The organism is Streptomyces wuyuanensis, from assembly GCF_900103455.1.
GTDB classification, from domain to species: Bacteria; Actinomycetota; Actinomycetes; order Streptomycetales; family Streptomycetaceae; genus Streptomyces; species Streptomyces wuyuanensis.
The window spans coordinates 149,967-165,338 of record NZ_FNHI01000013.1 but is presented as its reverse complement, the minus strand read 5'-3'; the positions used below and the strand labels follow the sequence as shown (position 1 = coordinate 165,338).

Sequence of the window (15,372 nt, the reverse complement as noted above, 5' to 3'; positions counted from 1 at the left end):
GGGTCCCGCCGGCGCGACACGCCCGCCCGGTTCCGTGCGCCGGCGCCGGTGCGCCCGTGGGGGACGGGCCGCGCGGTCAGGGTACGGCCGGCGGCGCGGCGGGGTGGGGAGGAGTCAGTAGTAGCCCTTCTCCCCGTCGAGCAGTTCCCGGATGGTGTCCAGATGACCGGCGTGCCGGGCGGTCTCCTCCACCATGTGGATCAGCATCCAGCGCAGGGTCGCGGCGGACGACTTGTAGTCGGGGTGGCGGCCGGTCTCGTCCAGCGAGTGGGCCGCGACGATCTCGTTCGAGATCGCGCACTGCCGCTCGTACTCCTCCAGCAGCCGCGCCGTCGAAACGCCTTCGACCCGCATGTCGGCGTCCTCGGGCGACTCGGCGAACTGCGGGCCGTCGGCGGGCCGGCCGAGGAAGAGGACCTCGAACCAGGCGTTCTCCGTCCAGCGCAGATGGGAGACGATCCCGGCCACCGTCATCAGGGGCGAGGCCGGCAGGACGGACCGGTGGGCGTCCGCCTCCGCGAGGCCCTCGCACTTGTAGCGGACGATGGCGCGCTGCATGTCGAGCCAGCCCACGAGCTGGGTGCGTTCGTCCGCGACGAAGGGGGGACGTATGCGGGGAAGGGTCATGGGCGCCGACCGTAGTGGAGGCCCGCTCCGGGCCGCACGCGGATTACCGCCCGCTGCGCCGGCTTCCCGCCGCGTGACAGGGGTCGGGGACGCGGGCCCTCCCGCGGCGGTGCGCGAGGTGCGCGAGGACGTCCTCCGTCCGACCGGGCCGGCGGCCCCCGTCGCGCCGCCGGCCCGGGCCCCCGTCAGGCCCAGCGCACCGGGTACGCGCGCACCGACACCTCTGCGTCGTCCAGGCAGCGGCCCGTCTCCAGGTCGAACCGCTGCTTCAGCAGCGGGGAGGCGACGAACGCCCGCCCGTCCGCGGATCCCAGCAGCCCCCGGGACAGGACCTGGGCGCCGGTGAACGGGTCGCGGTTGTCGATCGCGTACGCCGTCCCCGCACGGTCGAGGAAGACCGCCGCCTGCCGGCCGTCGGGGAGCAGCGCGGCCATGCCGCGGCCAGGGGTGAGCCGGGTGATCTCGCAGACGGGCAGCCAGGTGCCCGCCAGTTCGATCTGGAGCGTGATCGCGGGTGCGTCCTGGATCGTCATCGGGTGAGCGTTCCTTCCAGGGTGAGGACGGTGAGGTCCGGCTTGATCTGGTCCCGCTCGGCAACGAACTTCACGGACGGGTCCGGTGCGTCGGGCGCGTTCACGAACGACACGAAGCGGCGCAGCCGGTCCGGGTCGTCGAGGGTCTCCGCCCATTCGTCGCGGTATCCGGCCACGTGCCGGGCCATCATCGCCTCGAGTTCGCCGCACAGCCCGAGGGAGTCGTGCACCACGACGTCGCGCAGGTGGTCGAGCCCGCCCTCCAGCCGTTCCAGCCAGACCGAGGTGCGCTCCAGCCGGTCCGCGGTGCGGATGTAGAACATCAGGAACCGGTCGATGAGGCGGACGAGTTCGGCGTCGGACAGGTCCTGGGCGAGCAGGTCCGCGTGGCGCGGGGTGGCGCCGCCGTTGCCCCCGACGTACAGGTTCCAGCCGTTGGCGGTGGCGATCACGCCGAAGTCCTTCGACTGGGCCTCCGCACACTCGCGGGCGCAGCCCGAGACGGCCGACTTCAGCTTGTGGGGGGCGCGCAGGCCGCGGTAGCGCAGTTCGAGGTCGATGGCCATGCGGACGCTGTCCTGGACTCCGTAGCGGCACCAGGTCTGGCCCACGCAGGACTTGACCGTGCGCAGCGACTTTCCGTAGGCGTGGCCCGATTCGAAGCCGGCGTCCACCAGGCGGGTCCAGATCGCGGGCAGCTGGTCCACGCGGGCGCCGAACAGGTCGATCCGCTGGCCGCCGGTGATCTTCGTGTAGAGGCCGAAGTCCCGGGCGACCTCGCCGATCACGATGAGCTTGTCGGGGGTGATCTCGCCGCCGGGGATGCGCGGCACGACCGAATAGGAGCCGTTGCGCTGCAGGTTGGCGAGGAAGTGGTCGTTGGTGTCCTGGAGCGCGCCCTGCTCGCCGTCGAGGATGTAGCCGTTGCCGAGGCTGGCGAGGATCGAGCCGACGGCGGGCTTGCAGATCTCGCAGCCGTCACCGCCGCGGGCCTCCTCCCGCCCGTGGGAGTCGAGGAGTTCGGCGTACGAGGTGATGCCGAGGGTGCGGACGATCTCGTACAGCTCGCTGCGCTTGTAGGAGAAGCAGCCGCACAGGCCCTGGTCGGCGGCCTGCGGCAGCAGCTGGCCGATGACCTTGACGCAGCTTCCGCAGCCGGTGCCCGCCTTGGTGCACTTCTTCACCTCGGGCAGGGTGGTGTGGGCGCAGATCTCGCCCTTGGTGACGTTGTGGCAGGAGCAGATCACGGCCTCGTCGGGCAGCGCGGACGGGCCGAGGGCGGCGGGCGCGCCTGCTCCGGCGGGCAGCACCAGCTGCTCGGGCGGCACGGGCGGCACGGAGCCGGTGAGCGGGCGGAGCATGCCGTAGGAGTCGGCGTCGCCGACGAGCACTCCGCCGAGGAGGGCGCCGTCCGCGCCGACGACGAGCTTCCGGTAGACACCGGAGCGGGAGTCGGAGTAGACGACGTCCAGGCAGCCCTCGGCGGTGCCGTGCGCGTCGCCGAACGAGGCCACGTCCACGCCGAGGAGCTTCAGCTTGGTGGAGGTGTCGGCGCCGGTGAAGGTGCTGCCGGAGGTGCGGTCGGCGAGGACGTCCGCGACGGTCTTCGCCATGTCGTAGCCCGGCGCGACGAGCCCGTACACCCGCCCGTCGGAGGCGAGGGCGCACTCGCCGATCGCGTACACGTCCGGGTCGGAGGTGCGGCACCGCTCGTCGACGACGATGCCGCCGCGGTCGCCGACGGCGAGGCCGGTGTCGCGGGCCAGCTGGTCGCGGGGGCGCACGCCGGCGGAGAAGACCACCAGGTCGGTGGCGAGAGTCGAGCCGTCGGAGAGGTTCATGCCGGTGACGGCGGGGCCGTCGGCGACGATCTCCTGGGTGCCGACGCCGGTGTGGACGGTCAGGCCCATACCCTCGATGGTGCGCAGCAGCGCCGCGCCGCCGCCGTCGTCGACCTGCACCGGCATCAGCCGGGGCGCGAACTCGACGACGTGGGTGTCCAGGCCCAGGCCCTTGAGCGCGCCCGCCGCCTCCAGGCCGAGGAGTCCGCCGCCGACGACGACGCCGGTGCGGGAGGTCTTGGCGTACTCCTCTATCGCGAGGAGGTCCTCGATGGTGCGGTAGACGAAGCAGCCCTCGGCGTCGCGGCCGGGGACCGGCGGCACGAACGGGTAGGAGCCGGTGGCCAGGACGAGCGTGTCGTACGTGATCGTCCGCCCGCTGCGCGAGGTGACGGTGCGGGTGGCACGGTCGATGTGCTCCGCCGGGTCGTCCAGGTGGAGCTCGATGCCGTGCCGTGCCATGAAGCCGTCCTCGACCAGCGAGAGGTCGTCGGGTGTCCGGCCGGAGAAGTACGAGGTGAGCTGGACCCGGTCGTACGCGGGGCGCGGTTCCTCGCACAGCACGACGACCCGCGCGCGACCGGTGACGCCGCGCTCCGCGAGGGCCTCCAGGAAGTGCTGGCCGACCATCCCGTGGCCGACGAGCACGATCGTGGGGGTGGTCATCTCAGAGTCCTCCATCGGTGGTGAGCAGGTGGAGCAGGGGTGCGTCGGGGAGCGGGTCGTCGCCCTCCCAGGCCCGGGCGAGCGCGCCGACGGCGGCGAGGTCCCCGAGGAGCACGCCGCCGACGAGCCGGTCGCCGCGGACGACGACCTTCCGGTAGGCGCCGCGGGTGGCGTCGGCGAGCCGCACGACGTCGTCCCCGGGGCGTGGCGAGGGCTCCCCGAACGCCGCGACGTCGAAGGCGCCGGCGGAGCCGAGGGTGAGCCTGGTGAGGGACCGGGTGCCGGTGTAGCGGGGGACCTCCGGCCCCCGGCCCGGCGCGGCCGTCAGGACCGCCGCCAGCACGTCGGCCTGTTCCAGGGCGGGGGTCGCCAGCCCGTACACGGTGCCCGCGTGTTCGGCGCAGTCGCCGATGGCATGGACGTACGGGTCCGAGGTGGTGAGGGTGTCGTCGACGACGACGCCCTGGCGGACGGTGAGGCCCGCGTCCGCGGCGAGGCCGGTTCGGGGGCGGACGCCGCAGGCGAGGACGACGTGGTCGGCGTCGAGGACGAAGCCGTCGGCGAGTTCGACCCCGGTGACGGATCCGCCGCGGTGGCGCAGCCCCCGGGCGTGGCACTCGGTGTGGACCTCGACGCCCAGTCCCTCCAGGTGGCGTCGCACGAGGCCGCCGGCCTCCGGGTCGAGGTGGCGGTCCATCAGGGTGGGGCCCTGGTGGGCGACGACCACGTCCGTACCGCGCTCGGCGAGCGCCCGCGCGGCGGAGACGCCGAGCAGTCCGCCGCCGACGACGACCGCGCGGCTGCCGGGCCGGGCCGCGGCCGCGAGCGCCAGGCAGTCGTCGAGGGTGCGGAAGGGGTGGACGCCGTCCGGCAGCCCGCCGTCGAGACCGCGCAGTGGCGGCAGCACCGGGTTGGACCCCGTCGCCAGCACCAGCCGGTCGTACACCACCGACGAGCCGTCGGCGCAGTGCACGGTCCGCGCCGCGCGGTCGATCCGTACCGCCCGCACCCCGCGCCGCACCTCGGCCGCGTCCCGCGGGACCGGGGGCAGCGCGATCACCTCGGGTCCGTACCGGCCGGCGAGGACATCGGCCAGCAGCACCCTGTTGTAGGGGGCGTGCGGCTCCTCGCCGAGCAGCGTGACGTCGCACGCCGGGGCGAGCTGCCGCGCCAGCCGCGCTCCCGCCATACCGGCGCCGATCACCACGATCCTCGAATCCATGGCAGCAGCGTGCGGTGCCGGTGTTACCCGTCCGCATCCCGGTTGTTTCCCGTGCGGAACACTGCCCTCAGCGCGCGGGAACCCGCCGTGTGAGGGCGCGGCGGGAACGGCGCCGCCGCCGGCGCGGCCCCGGGCGCGGGGCACCGCCGCCCCGCGAACCTCAGACGTAGCTCAAGACCCACGGGATTGATGGACGGCGCATACATCTTCTCCGTAGGGTCGCGGCCATGCCCGACATATCGCTGACCACCCTCGTCTTCCTCTGCGTCGCAGCGGCGGCGGCCGGCTGGATCGACGCCGTGGTCGGCGGCGGGGGGCTGCTGCTCCTGCCGGCGCTGCTGCTCGGCATGCCGCAGGTGCCGGCCGCGCAGATCCTCGGCACCAACAAGGCGGTCGCCATCGTCGGCACCACCGGCGCCGCGGTCACCTATGTCCGCAAGGCCCCCGTGCAGGTGGGGACGGCCGTACGGATCGGGCTCGCCGCGCTCGCCGGCTCGATGGGCGGGGCGTTCTTCGCGGCGGGGATCAGCAGCGAGGTGCTCCGGCCCGTGATCATGGTGGTGCTGCTGGGCGTCGCGGCGTTCGTCCTGCTGCGCCCGTCCTTCGGCACCCGTGCGGACCGGGGGCCGGTCACCCGCGCCCGGATCGCCACCGCGATCGTCCTCGTCGGCGGCGGGATCGGCTTCTACGACGGCCTGTTCGGGCCCGGCACCGGCACCTTCCTGGTGCTCGCCCTGACCGCCGTGCTCCATCTGGACCTGGTGGCGGCCTCCGCCACCGCCAAGATCGTCAATGTCTGCACCAACGCCGGTGCCCTCGCGATGTTCGCCTACCAGGGGACCGTGCTGTGGAAACTGGCCGCGCTGATGGCGGTGTTCAATCTGGCGGGCGGCATGTTCGGGGCGCGGATGGCGCTCCGCAAGGGTGCGGAGTTCGTGCGCGGGGTGCTGCTGGTCGTCGTGTTCTCGCTGGTGGCGAAGCTGGCGTTCGACCAGTGGTCGGGCTGAGCCGGGACTTCGCGGACCCGGGCTGCCGGGCGGGCCGGGGCGGCGCGGCGACGGGAGGCCGGCCGTGAGGGCGCCGAGGGGCACCCGGGCGCACGGCGCGCCTCAGGACCGGGCGGGCCCTCGCACCCCGACCAGGTGGGCGAAGGCCACGACGTTGCCCCGGTAGCCCGTCCTCGCGTCGAAGGGGCCGCCGCAGGTGATCACCCGTAGCTCGGCCCTGCGCGCGGCCCCGTACACCTTCCGGTCGGGGAAGGCGTCGTTCTCGTACACCTCGACCGCGTCGACCGTGAAGACCGCCGTGCGGCCGTCCTCGCGGAGGACCTCGATGCGGTTGCCCTTCTTCAGGGTGCCCAGCTTGTAGAAGACGGCGGGCCCGTCGGCGTTGTCGACGTGGCCGGCGACGATCGCGGTGCCCCGGGCGCCCGGCGCGGTGCCGTCGCGGTACCAGCCGGCGACCCCGCCCTGGTCGGCGGGCGGCACCTCCAGGCTGTTGTCGGGGGCCAGTCCGAGCCGCGTCACGGGGGCGTCCACGGCTATCCGCGGAATGCGCAGCCGCACCGGCGGCGACGGAGGCAACGGAGGTGCTGCGGCGTCCGTGTGCCGGCCCGTGGCGAAGGCCTCGGCGGCCGAGGGGGCGGGCGGGGTGACGGGCCGCGCTCCGTTCTGCACCAGCCACACCCCGGCGCAGACGGCCACGGCCAGCAGCAACCCCTTCGACTTCATGCAATCCTCCGGGACTTCTCGGGCGCCTGGTCCGGGAGGCGCCGGTCCGGGAGGGGAAAACTCCCCGCCCCCGTCAGCCGGACGAAGCGTGACGGGGGCGGGGACGGCGGTACGAGGGACGGTGGAGGCCGAGCGCGAACGCTCTCCGTCAGCCCTGCGCGCCGCTCGCCCGACGGCGCAGGAGCCAGGTCCCGCCGACGGCGGCCGCGGCCAGGACGGCCACCCCCGCCGTGATCTGGGTGATGTCGGGGCCGACGCTGCCGCCGACTCCCGTCTTCACATGGCCACTCGGTTCGTGCCCGTGGGCCCGCACCACGAGATCCCCGGAGGCCTTCTTTCCGTTGTCGCAGAGCACGGCGACTGTGTACGTCCCCGGCTCGGTGTCCTCGGGCACCGTGAACTTGCCGACCGCGGCGCCCTCGCGGGCGCCGGGTGCCAGGTCGAACCCGTCCGCGCCGAGCGACTCGGCGTCGCCCGTGCCGTGACCGCGCTTGCCGCACGCCGTGGTGCTCACGGTCACGGAGGCACCGGCGGTGGTGCTCGAGGGGGACAGCGCCAGCGTCCCGGGGTCCGCCGCGTACACGGCGGGTACGGCCGTCGCACCGATGCAGGCGGCCGCGAGCGCGGGGCCGACCAGCAGGCGGGCGGTGGTGCGCATGACGTCCTCCGGGGCGATGGCCGGTGCCGCCGGACCGTGGTGCCGGCGGCCGTTCCTACACCTCAAGAGGTAAGGCGCAGTCGGCCTCCCACGCCTGCTGATGGGCGATCAGATTCGCTCGAACCGTACGGCGTGTCGTCTTGTTCCGGGCTCGTCGTCGCAGGTCAGAGGGGCGTGATTGCGCCATTGGCCGGGCGGTGCGGGCGGCCGCGCCGAACGAGTGACGCCCCTCGCGCGAAGGCTGCCGGGCGCCGTCAGATCTCGTCCCACGGGACCGTCCCGTACGCCTCGTACAGCCGCCGCATCAGCTCCCCGTCCACGGCGAACTCCGTCGTGCCGATCCGGTGGACGGGCGCGAGGCCCTGCGAGTTCATCAGGACCGCCGCCCGGTACCCGCCGAGGTCCGCGAGCCGCACCTCCCGCCGCACGGACGGTACGAGCCGCTCCAGCAGCGCCATCGTGACCCCGCGCAGCGCAGGGGCGTCCGGCCAGACCAGCGAGGTGCCGTCCCAGAAGGCGACATTGGTGATGTGGCCCTCCGCGATCTCCCCGCCGGGCCCGGTCAGCAGCGCGTCGTCGAAACCGGCCAGGGCGGCGGCCCGCCCGTAGTACGGCTGGCCGACCCCGCCCGCGTGCTTGACGTGCGGGACCGGCCGCAGGAACGGCACGGGCATCATGCTCCGGGGCGCGCCCGGCATGGTCCGCGGCTCCCGCACGGTCACCACCACCGTCGGCGCACCGCCCCCGGCCGCCGCCCCGTACACGTACACCCGCACGCCCGCCTCGCTCCGGCCGGACCCGTCGAGCGCGTGGCGCACCAGCGACCGCACCCGGTACCCGTCGAGGTCCGTGCCGAACAGCTCGCGCGTCCCGTGGTCCAGCCGCTCCAGGTGCAGCGCCAGGCCCCGCGCCCGGCCGTCGCGCACCTGCATCGCGGTGAAGTGGCCGTAGGCCCCCTGGAGCACGGGGATCACGGCCGGGTCCAGCCCGGTCGCCGGCCGGCCGTCGATCTCGATGTGCGCGTGCGATGGGTTCGTCATCAGCCCACCCTAGGCCGCCCCGGGGCGAGGCCCGACGGGGCCCGGTCAGGGGCACCGCCCCGGTGCATCCGGCGCCGCGCACCGATCCTTCGGTGACCACGGGACAGCCCTCGGCCGCTTGACCTCAACAAAGGTTTAGGTACCACGCTGATCGACATGGACCTCACCACGCAGGCCGCCGCCGCGCAGGCGCCGGCCACCGCTCCCACCGCTTCTGCCTCTTCTCCGACACCGTCATCCGGAGGCACCCCGTCCGCCTCCGCCACCGCCGCTCCCGCATCCGCCGTGGGGCGGTCGTCCGCCGGTGGTCCCGCATCCGGAACCGCCGCCGGCGCTCCGCTGAGGCTCGCCCTGGTCGTGGGCAGCAACCGCGAGGGCCGCTTCGCCCCGGTCGTCGCGGACTGGTTCCTCGAGCGGGCCGCCGCCCGCGAGGACTTCACGGTCGACGTCGTCGACCTCGCCGAGGTGGATCTCCCCACCGCCCTCTCGGGCCGCCCCGGCGCGGCCGTGCGCGCCGAACTGTCCAAGGTGTCACCCCGGCTCGCGGCCGCCGACGCCTTCGTCGTCCTCACCCCCGAATACAACCACTCGTTCCCGGCCGCGCTGAAAAGCCTCATCGACTGGCACTACACCGAGTGGCAGGCCAAGCCGGTCGGCTTCCTCTCCTACGGCGGCATCTCCGGCGGGCTGCGCGCCGTGGAGCAGCTGCGCCAGGTCTTCGCCGAGATGCACGCCGTCACCGTCAGGGACACCGTCTCCTTCCAGAACGCCGGGCAGCACTTCGACTCCGAGGGGCGGCACCGGGACCCGGCCGCGCCCGAGGCGGCCGTCAAGACGATGCTCGACCAGCTCGCCTGGTGGGGCACCGCGCTGCGGGACGCCAAGTCGCGGCGGCCGTACGGGGGCTGAGGACGGCCGGGCCCTCCGCGCCGGCCCCGTCCCGCGCCGAGCGGGCGCCGGAGGGCCGCGGTGAGCGCGCCGGGGCCGTGCCCGGCACTGGATCACCGGGCGGGGTCAGTGGTAGACGTACGGCCGTGAGCCCGGCCCTCCGCCGGGGCGCAGGCCGCGCGGACGTGCCGTTCCGCGCCGTACGAGGAGTGTTCGTGACCCGGGCCCTGACCGTTCTGACCACCACCGACAGCGCCGCGAAGGCCGAGGAGCTGGCGCGCGGCGCGGTGGAGGCGAGGCTGGCCGCCTGCGCGCAGATCTCGGCGCCGGTCACCTCCGTGTACCACTGGCGGAACGCCATCGAGACCAGCGAGGAGTGGCAGGTCCTGCTCAAGACCACCGAGGACCGCTACGAGGCGCTGGAGGCGCATCTGCTGGCCCACCACGACTACGACACCCCCGAGATCATCGCGACGCCGGTCGTCCGGGGCAGCGCGGGGTACCTGGCGTGGATCGCCGCGGAGAGCGCGGAGCAGGCGTGACGGGCCGGCTCCGGGAACCCCGCCTGCCGTTCTTCGTCTACGGCACCCTGCGCGCGGGCGAGCACAACCACGACCTCTTCCTGCGCGGGCGCACCGCGGCCGAGGAACCCGCCCGGCTGCGCGGCGCGCTGCTGTACGAGGGTCCTGGCTACCCGTACGCGATCGACGGCGACGGCGTCGTCACCGGCGAGCTCGTCACGGCGGCGCCGGACCAGTACGGCGAGCTGACGGCCGTGCTGGACCACCTGGAGGAGTACTTCGGCCCGGGCGACCCGCGCAATCTCTACGTACGGGTCGAGCGCCGCGTCCACACGGCGTCGGGCACCGTACCGGCGTGGGTGTACGTGGCGGCGGGCCCGGTGGCACGCGAGCTGCGGGCGAAGGGAACCCCGATCCCCGGCGGCGACTGGTCCGCGCGGTACTGACGGCACGGCGCGCGCGGCACCGCAGTGGCCGGACCGGGCCGCACGGGGCGGGGGGCTTCCGCCCGCCCGCGCCGTCCGGGCGGCCTCGTCAGGCCCCGGCCCGCAGGCCCTCAGCCGTCACGCCGCCACCCGCTCCAGGCGCACCGCGCAGACCTTGAACTCCGGCATGCGCGAGGTCGGGTCGAGGGCCGGGTTGGTCAGCGTGTTGGCGCGGCCCGCGCCCGGCCAGTGGAAGGGCATGAACACCGTGTCGGGGCGGATCGCCTCGCTCACCCGGGCCGGAGCGACCGCCCGGCCGCGGCGCGAGACCACCGCGACGGGCTCGCCGTCGGCGACCCCCAACCGTGCCGCGAGCTGCGGATGCAGTTCGACGAACGGGCCCGGGGCCGCCGCGTTCAGTTCGTCGACCCTGCGGGTCTGCGCCCCGGACTGGTACTGGGCCACGACCCGCCCGGTCGTCAGCACGACGGGGTACTCGGCGTCGGTCGGCTCGGCGGCCTCCCGGTGCACCACGGGCACGAACCTCGCCCGCCCGTCCGGCGTCGCGAACCGGTCGAGGAACAGCCGAGGCGTCCCCGGATGCGGGCTCCCGGCGGGCCGGTCGGGCTGCCGGGTGTGCCCGTCCGGGCCCTCGGTGGGCCCGTCCGGTGCCACCGCGGCCCCGCCCGCCGGGACCGTGACTCCGTCCGGTGCGACCGCGCCCGTCTCCGGGCAGGGCCAGAAGACGCCCTGCTCCTCCTCCAGCCGCCGGTAGCTGATGCCCGCGTAGTCCGCAGGACCCCCGGAGGAGGCGCGCCGCAGTTCCCCGAAGACCTCCTCCGGGTCCGTGGGGAAGCCCTTCTCGTGCCCCAGCAGCCCGGCGAGCCCGTGCATGACCTCCAGGTCGCTGCGCACGCCCGGCGGCGGTGTCAGCGCCCGGCGGCGCAGCAGCACCCTGCCCTCCAGGTTCGTCATCGTCCCCGTCTCCTCCGCCCACTGCGTCACCGGCAGGACCACGTCCGCGAGTTCCGCGGTCTCCGACAGCACCACGTCCGCGACGGCGAGGAAGTCCAGGGAGCGGAGCCGTTCCTCCACGTGCGCGGCCCGGGGCGCGGACACCACCGGGTTGGACCCCATCAGCAGCAGCGCCCGTACGTCCCGGCCGAGCGCGTCGAGCAGTTCGTACGCGCTCCGGCCGGGCCCGGGCAGCGAGCCGGGGTCGACGCCCCACACCGCGGCCACGTGCGCACGCGCCGCCGGGTCGTCGAGCCTGCGGTACCCGGGCAGCTGGTCCGCCTTCTGGCCGTGCTCACGGCCGCCCTGGCCGTTGCCCTGGCCGGTGAGACAGCCGTAACCGGCCAGCGGCCGGCCCGCGTTGCCGGTGGCGAGGGCGAGGTTGATCCAGGCGCCGACCGTGTCCGTGCCCTTCGACTGCTGCTCCGGACCGCGGGCGGTGAGGACCATCGCGTTCGGCGCGTCGCAGAACATGGCGACGGCCGAACGCAGTTGGGGCACGCCCACTCCGGTGATCCGTTCGACCAGTTCGGGCCAGTGCGCCATCGCGGCCGCCCTGGCCTCCTCCCACCCCGTCGTGCGTTCCTCGATGAACGCCTCGTCCGTGCGGCCCTGCGCCACCACCAGGTGCAGCAGTCCGAGCGCGAGGGCGAGATCGGTGCCGGGGCGCGGCGCGAGATGCAGATCCGCCTGCTCGGCGGTCTTCGTACGGCGCGGGTCGACGACGATCAGCTTTCCGCCGTTGTCCCTGAGCTCCGTGAGGTAGCGCAGCGCGGGCGGCATGGTCTCGGCGAGGTTCGAGCCGACGAGGACGACGCACCCGGTGCGCGGGATGTCCTCCAGCGGGAACGGCAGCCCCCGGTCGAGCCCGAACGCCCTGTTGTGCGCGGCCGCGGCCGAGGACATGCAGAAGCGGCCGTTGTAGTCGATCTGCGAGGTGCCGAGCACGACCCGCGCGAACTTGCCCAGCGCGTACGCCTTCTCGTTGGTCAGGCCCCCGCCGCCGAACACGCCGACCGCGTCCGCCCCGTGCCGTGCGCGGGTGCGCCGCAGGCCGTCGGCGGTGACGCGGAGGGCCTCCTCCCAGGTGGCCGGTTCGAGCCTGCCTGTGGCGGGGCGTCGGACCAGGGGCCCGGTCAGCCTGACCCGGGAGGAGAGCACCGCGGGTGCCGTACGTCCCTTGCCGCACAGGGCGCCCCGGTTGACCGGGAAGTCGGCCCGCTCCACGACCTCGACCGTCTCCCCGGACCCGCGCAGGTTCATCCCGCACTGCAGGGAGCAGTAGGGGCAGTGGGTCGGGACGAGGGCGGGGGCGGGCGCCGGGGCCGGTGCGTGGGACATGGGCCCAGCGTGCGTCGTCCGTGTTACGGCGGCGGGCCCGCCGCATTACGGCCTCGGTACGCGGCCCTCCCCGGGCCGGGTGCGCGGCGGTGAGCGGCTCAGGGCACGGTGTCCGCCGAGGCCAGGGCCTCGGTGACGCCCGTCTCCTCGGGCCCGAGGAAGTGCGGGTCCGGCCGGAGCGCGACGTCCAGCGCCGCCTTGCCGGCCGCGAACAGCTCGCGCGCGCCGCCGTAGTACCAGACCGAGTCGTGGGGCTCGGCGACGCCGACGCCGTACGACTCGATCCCGGCGGCGTCGCACAGCGCGATCGCGCGCTTGATGTGGAAGCCCTGCGTCACCAGCACGGCCCGGTCGACGCCGAAGATCTTCTTGGCGCGGACGCAGGAGTCCCAGGTGTCGAAGCCCGCGTAGTCGCTGACGATCCGGCCGTCCGGCACACCCTGCCGGACGAGGTACGTCCGCATCGCGTCCGGCTCGTCGTACTCCGCCCGGCTGTTGTCGCCGGTGACCAGGACGACCTTGACCTTGCCGGTGCGGTACAGCTCGGCGGCGGTGTCCAGCCGGTGCGCCAGGTACGGGGTCGGCCGGCCCTTCCACAGCCCGGCGCCGAACACCACCGCGACCTCGCGCTCGGGGGCGCCGGCGACCGAGCCGGTGCGGCTGTCGGCCACGGCGTGCATCCAGGTCGCCGGGGCGAGCGCGAACACCGACGCGAGCATCACCGCCTGCACGGTCCGCCGCCGCCCGCGCCGGGTCCTCGGCACGAGCCCGCGTCGCACGAGCCCGCGCGGCAGAAGCCTGCTCGGCACGAGCCCGCGCAGCCGCAACGCGCGCGGCGGGAACTTCCGCATCGATGACCCCCTGGTTCGTCGGCTCACCTCCTCCGACGTTCGGCGGGGCGCAAAGGTTCGCCGCGTCCGGCCGATGTGAGCGGGGGAACTCGCCGGGTCACCACTTCGAGGGGCGGCGGCCGACTGCAGACGCCGTAGAACGGGGCGGAACAACGCCCTCCGCCCGGAACTCGGTGCCGGTGCGCCGGGAAGTGCGGCATGATCGGGGCATGATCGCCGTCTCCGCCCGGAACAATGCCGAATGGTGCCACGCGATGTGCCGTGCGCACGGGATCCCGGGGGTGTTCGGCGACCGTGCCTGGACCAGCGCGCGGCGTACCCCTCCGCTGTACCCGGACGCCGTCACCCTCGCCCCGGAGGCCACGGCGCCCGAGGTGCTGGGGCCGATCGACCGTACTCTGGCGGGCTGTTCGGTCAAGGACAGCTTCGGGCGGCTGGACCTCTCCGCCGAGGGCTTCGACCTGGCCTTCCGGGCCCGCTGGATCCACCGCCCCGCCATGCTCGCCGCACCGGTCGCGCCCGACGACGTCGTCTGGCGCCCGGTGCGGACGGCTCCGGACCTCGGCCGCTGGGAGGCCGCCTGGTCGGGCGGCGACGAGGCGCTGGCCGGACTCTTCCGCCCGGGTCTCCTGTCCGACCGCGCCGTCACCGTCCTCGCCGGCACGGCCGACGGCGGCAGCCGCACCGTCGCCGGAGCGGTGGTCAGCCGCAGCGAGACCGTCGTCGGCCTCTCGAACGTCTTCGCCGCGGACGGCGACCTCGACCGCGCCTGGTCCGGCTGTCTCGCCACCGTCGCCCGCGTGTGGCCGGGCATGCCCGTCGTCGGCTACGAGCACGGGGAGGACCTGTCGGCGGCCGCCAGGCAGGGCTGTGTCCCCGGCCCCGAGCTGCGGGTGTGGCTGGCGAGCTGAGGCGAGGCCGGAAACCGCCACTTCCCGACGACGCCCCTCCGCTGCTCCTGACATCGCCCCCGGCGGCCCCGTGAGGCCGCGGTAAACACCCGTCATCACCGCGCAACGACGCGGCAACCTGCGCCCGCCAGTATCGGTTCATGACGGAGTCGGCACACCCTCGCGAGTCACTGGCCCCGAACCCGCTGCCCCTCGACAGCACCGCGCAGCTGCTCACCCGCATCGGCGCGCAGCTCGGGGCACAGCTCAGTCACGTCCAGCTCAACGGAGTGCGCAGACCCATGAGTTCTCCCAGCCCCTCGTCCGCCGCCGCGGGCACCCCGTTCCCGGCCCGGGCGGCCGCCGGGCAGCCCGGTGCCGCCTCCGCTCCCGTACTCGTCGCCGTCGCACACGGCAGCCGGGACCCCCGCTCCCTGCGGACCGTCACCCGGCTGCTGGACCGGGTGCGGGAACTGCGCCCCGGCGCCGACGTGCGGCTCGGGCACATCGAACTCGACGAACCGCTGCTCCCGGACACCCTCGCCGGTCTGGGCGACCGCGAGGCGGTGCTCGTGCCGCTGCTGCTCGGCCGGGGCTTCCACGTGAAGCACGACATCCCCGCCGCCGTCGCCGCGGCGCCCCGGGTGCGGGCCCGGATCGCCCCGCCGCTCGGCCCGCACCCCCTGCTCGTCGAGGCGCTCCACGACCGGCTCGTCGAGGCCGGATGGCACGGATCGGAGGACGGCGGCCGGGGCGCCGGGGTGGTCCTCGCCGCCGCCGGATCACGCGACCCCGCGTCTGCCGCCGACGCCCGCCGCACCGCGGTGATGCTCACCGAGCGGCTCGGCGGGGTGCCCGTCCTTCCCGCCTACGCCTCCGCCGTCTCGCCCACCGTCCCCGAGGCGCTGCGCGCCCTGGCCGCCCGCGGCAGGCACCGGGTGGCCGTGGCCTCGTACTTCACCGCGCCCGGCCGGTTCGCCACCGCCTCCCGCAGTGCGGCGCCGTGGATCGCGGCCGCGCCGATCGGTGCCCACCCCGCGCTCGCCCGGCTCGTGCTGCAGCGTTACGACGAGGCCCGGAACGTGTGCGCGGCCGCCGGCCCGCGTTTGCTGGTCAGCGCCTGAG

Annotated in this window: 15 protein-coding genes; 6 read left to right on the top strand and 9 right to left on the bottom strand. The window is 74.7% G+C overall.

Features of this window, described 5'->3' with window-relative positions:
* Positions 1-114 precede the first annotated feature (114 nt).
* From BLT82_RS20330 to BLT82_RS20315, 4 genes are all read right to left on the bottom strand, one after another.
* A complete protein-coding gene (locus BLT82_RS20330) occupies positions 115-627 on the bottom strand; it encodes a DinB family protein (protein ID WP_093656819.1) in 513 nt (170 codons plus the stop codon).
* A 185-nt stretch (positions 628-812) separates the two neighbouring features.
* A complete protein-coding gene (nirD, locus tag BLT82_RS20325) occupies positions 813-1,160 on the bottom strand; it encodes a nitrite reductase small subunit NirD (protein WP_093656817.1) in 348 nt (115 codons plus the stop codon).
* A complete protein-coding gene (nirB, locus tag BLT82_RS20320) occupies positions 1,157-3,667 on the bottom strand; it encodes a nitrite reductase large subunit NirB (RefSeq protein ID WP_093656815.1) in 2,511 nt (836 codons plus the stop codon). Before nirB ends, nirD begins: the two co-directional genes overlap by 4 nt.
* A 1-nt stretch (position 3,668) precedes the next feature.
* The gene (locus BLT82_RS20315) at positions 3,669-4,889 is read right to left on the bottom strand and encodes an NAD(P)/FAD-dependent oxidoreductase (RefSeq protein WP_093656813.1); all 1,221 of its coding nucleotides are present in this window, start codon (positions 4,887-4,889) and stop codon (positions 3,669-3,671) included.
* A 227-nt stretch (positions 4,890-5,116) separates the two neighbouring features.
* Between BLT82_RS20315 and BLT82_RS20310 the strand changes: the two genes are divergently transcribed.
* Positions 5,117-5,896 carry a sulfite exporter TauE/SafE family protein gene (locus tag BLT82_RS20310; RefSeq protein ID WP_093656811.1) on the top strand — a complete coding sequence of 260 codons (780 nt, stop codon included), beginning with the start codon at positions 5,117-5,119 and terminating at the stop codon, positions 5,894-5,896.
* Between the two features lie 102 nt (positions 5,897-5,998).
* Here BLT82_RS20310 and BLT82_RS20305 read toward each other — a convergent pair whose 3' ends face one another.
* The 3 genes from BLT82_RS20305 to BLT82_RS20295 all read right to left on the bottom strand — a co-directional run bounded on the left by BLT82_RS20305 (position 5,999) and on the right by BLT82_RS20295 (position 8,317).
* Positions 5,999-6,619: a class F sortase gene (locus BLT82_RS20305; RefSeq protein WP_093656809.1), complete on the bottom strand. Its 621-nt coding sequence runs from the start codon at positions 6,617-6,619 to the stop codon at positions 5,999-6,001.
* A 148-nt stretch (positions 6,620-6,767) separates the two neighbouring features.
* Positions 6,768-7,277: a hypothetical protein gene (locus BLT82_RS20300; RefSeq protein ID WP_093656807.1), complete on the bottom strand. Its 510-nt coding sequence runs from the start codon at positions 7,275-7,277 to the stop codon at positions 6,768-6,770.
* 254 nt (positions 7,278-7,531) lie between these two features.
* Positions 7,532-8,317 carry an aminotransferase class IV gene (locus BLT82_RS20295; protein WP_093656805.1) on the bottom strand — a complete coding sequence of 262 codons (786 nt, stop codon included), beginning with the start codon at positions 8,315-8,317 and terminating at the stop codon, positions 7,532-7,534.
* Between the two features lie 285 nt (positions 8,318-8,602).
* Here BLT82_RS20295 and BLT82_RS20290 point away from each other — a divergent pair, with 285 nt between their 5' ends.
* The 3 genes from BLT82_RS20290 to BLT82_RS20280 all read left to right on the top strand — a co-directional run bounded on the left by BLT82_RS20290 (position 8,603) and on the right by BLT82_RS20280 (position 10,172).
* Positions 8,603-9,226, top strand: a complete 624-nt coding sequence (locus tag BLT82_RS20290; protein WP_093656971.1) for an NADPH-dependent FMN reductase — start codon at positions 8,603-8,605, stop codon at positions 9,224-9,226.
* A 188-nt stretch (positions 9,227-9,414) separates the two neighbouring features.
* Positions 9,415-9,747, top strand: coding sequence for a divalent-cation tolerance protein CutA (gene cutA, locus BLT82_RS20285; RefSeq protein ID WP_093656803.1), 333 nt, complete (start codon positions 9,415-9,417; stop codon positions 9,745-9,747).
* A complete protein-coding gene (locus BLT82_RS20280) occupies positions 9,744-10,172 on the top strand; it encodes a gamma-glutamylcyclotransferase family protein (protein ID WP_093656801.1) in 429 nt (142 codons plus the stop codon). Before cutA ends, BLT82_RS20280 begins: the two co-directional genes overlap by 4 nt.
* Positions 10,173-10,289: 117 nt before the next feature.
* Here BLT82_RS20280 and BLT82_RS20275 read toward each other — a convergent pair whose 3' ends face one another.
* Both BLT82_RS20275 and BLT82_RS20270 read right to left on the bottom strand, forming a co-directional pair.
* Positions 10,290-12,506, bottom strand: a complete 2,217-nt coding sequence (locus BLT82_RS20275) for a molybdopterin oxidoreductase family protein (RefSeq protein WP_093656799.1) — start codon at positions 12,504-12,506, stop codon at positions 10,290-10,292.
* 98 nt (positions 12,507-12,604) lie between these two features.
* Positions 12,605-13,357, bottom strand: coding sequence for a SanA/YdcF family protein (locus tag BLT82_RS20270; protein WP_093656797.1), 753 nt, complete (start codon positions 13,355-13,357; stop codon positions 12,605-12,607).
* 209 nt (positions 13,358-13,566) lie between these two features.
* Here BLT82_RS20270 and BLT82_RS20265 point away from each other — a divergent pair, with 209 nt between their 5' ends.
* Together BLT82_RS20265 and BLT82_RS20260 are read left to right on the top strand one after the other, a co-directional pair.
* Complete coding sequence (locus tag BLT82_RS20265; protein ID WP_093656795.1) at positions 13,567-14,268, top strand: hypothetical protein; 702 nt, start codon at positions 13,567-13,569, stop codon at positions 14,266-14,268.
* Between the two features lie 140 nt (positions 14,269-14,408).
* Entirely contained in the window at positions 14,409-15,371 is a 963-nt protein-coding gene (locus tag BLT82_RS20260) for a sirohydrochlorin chelatase (protein WP_093656793.1), read from the top strand.
* The last annotated feature ends 1 nt before the right edge of the window (position 15,372 follow it).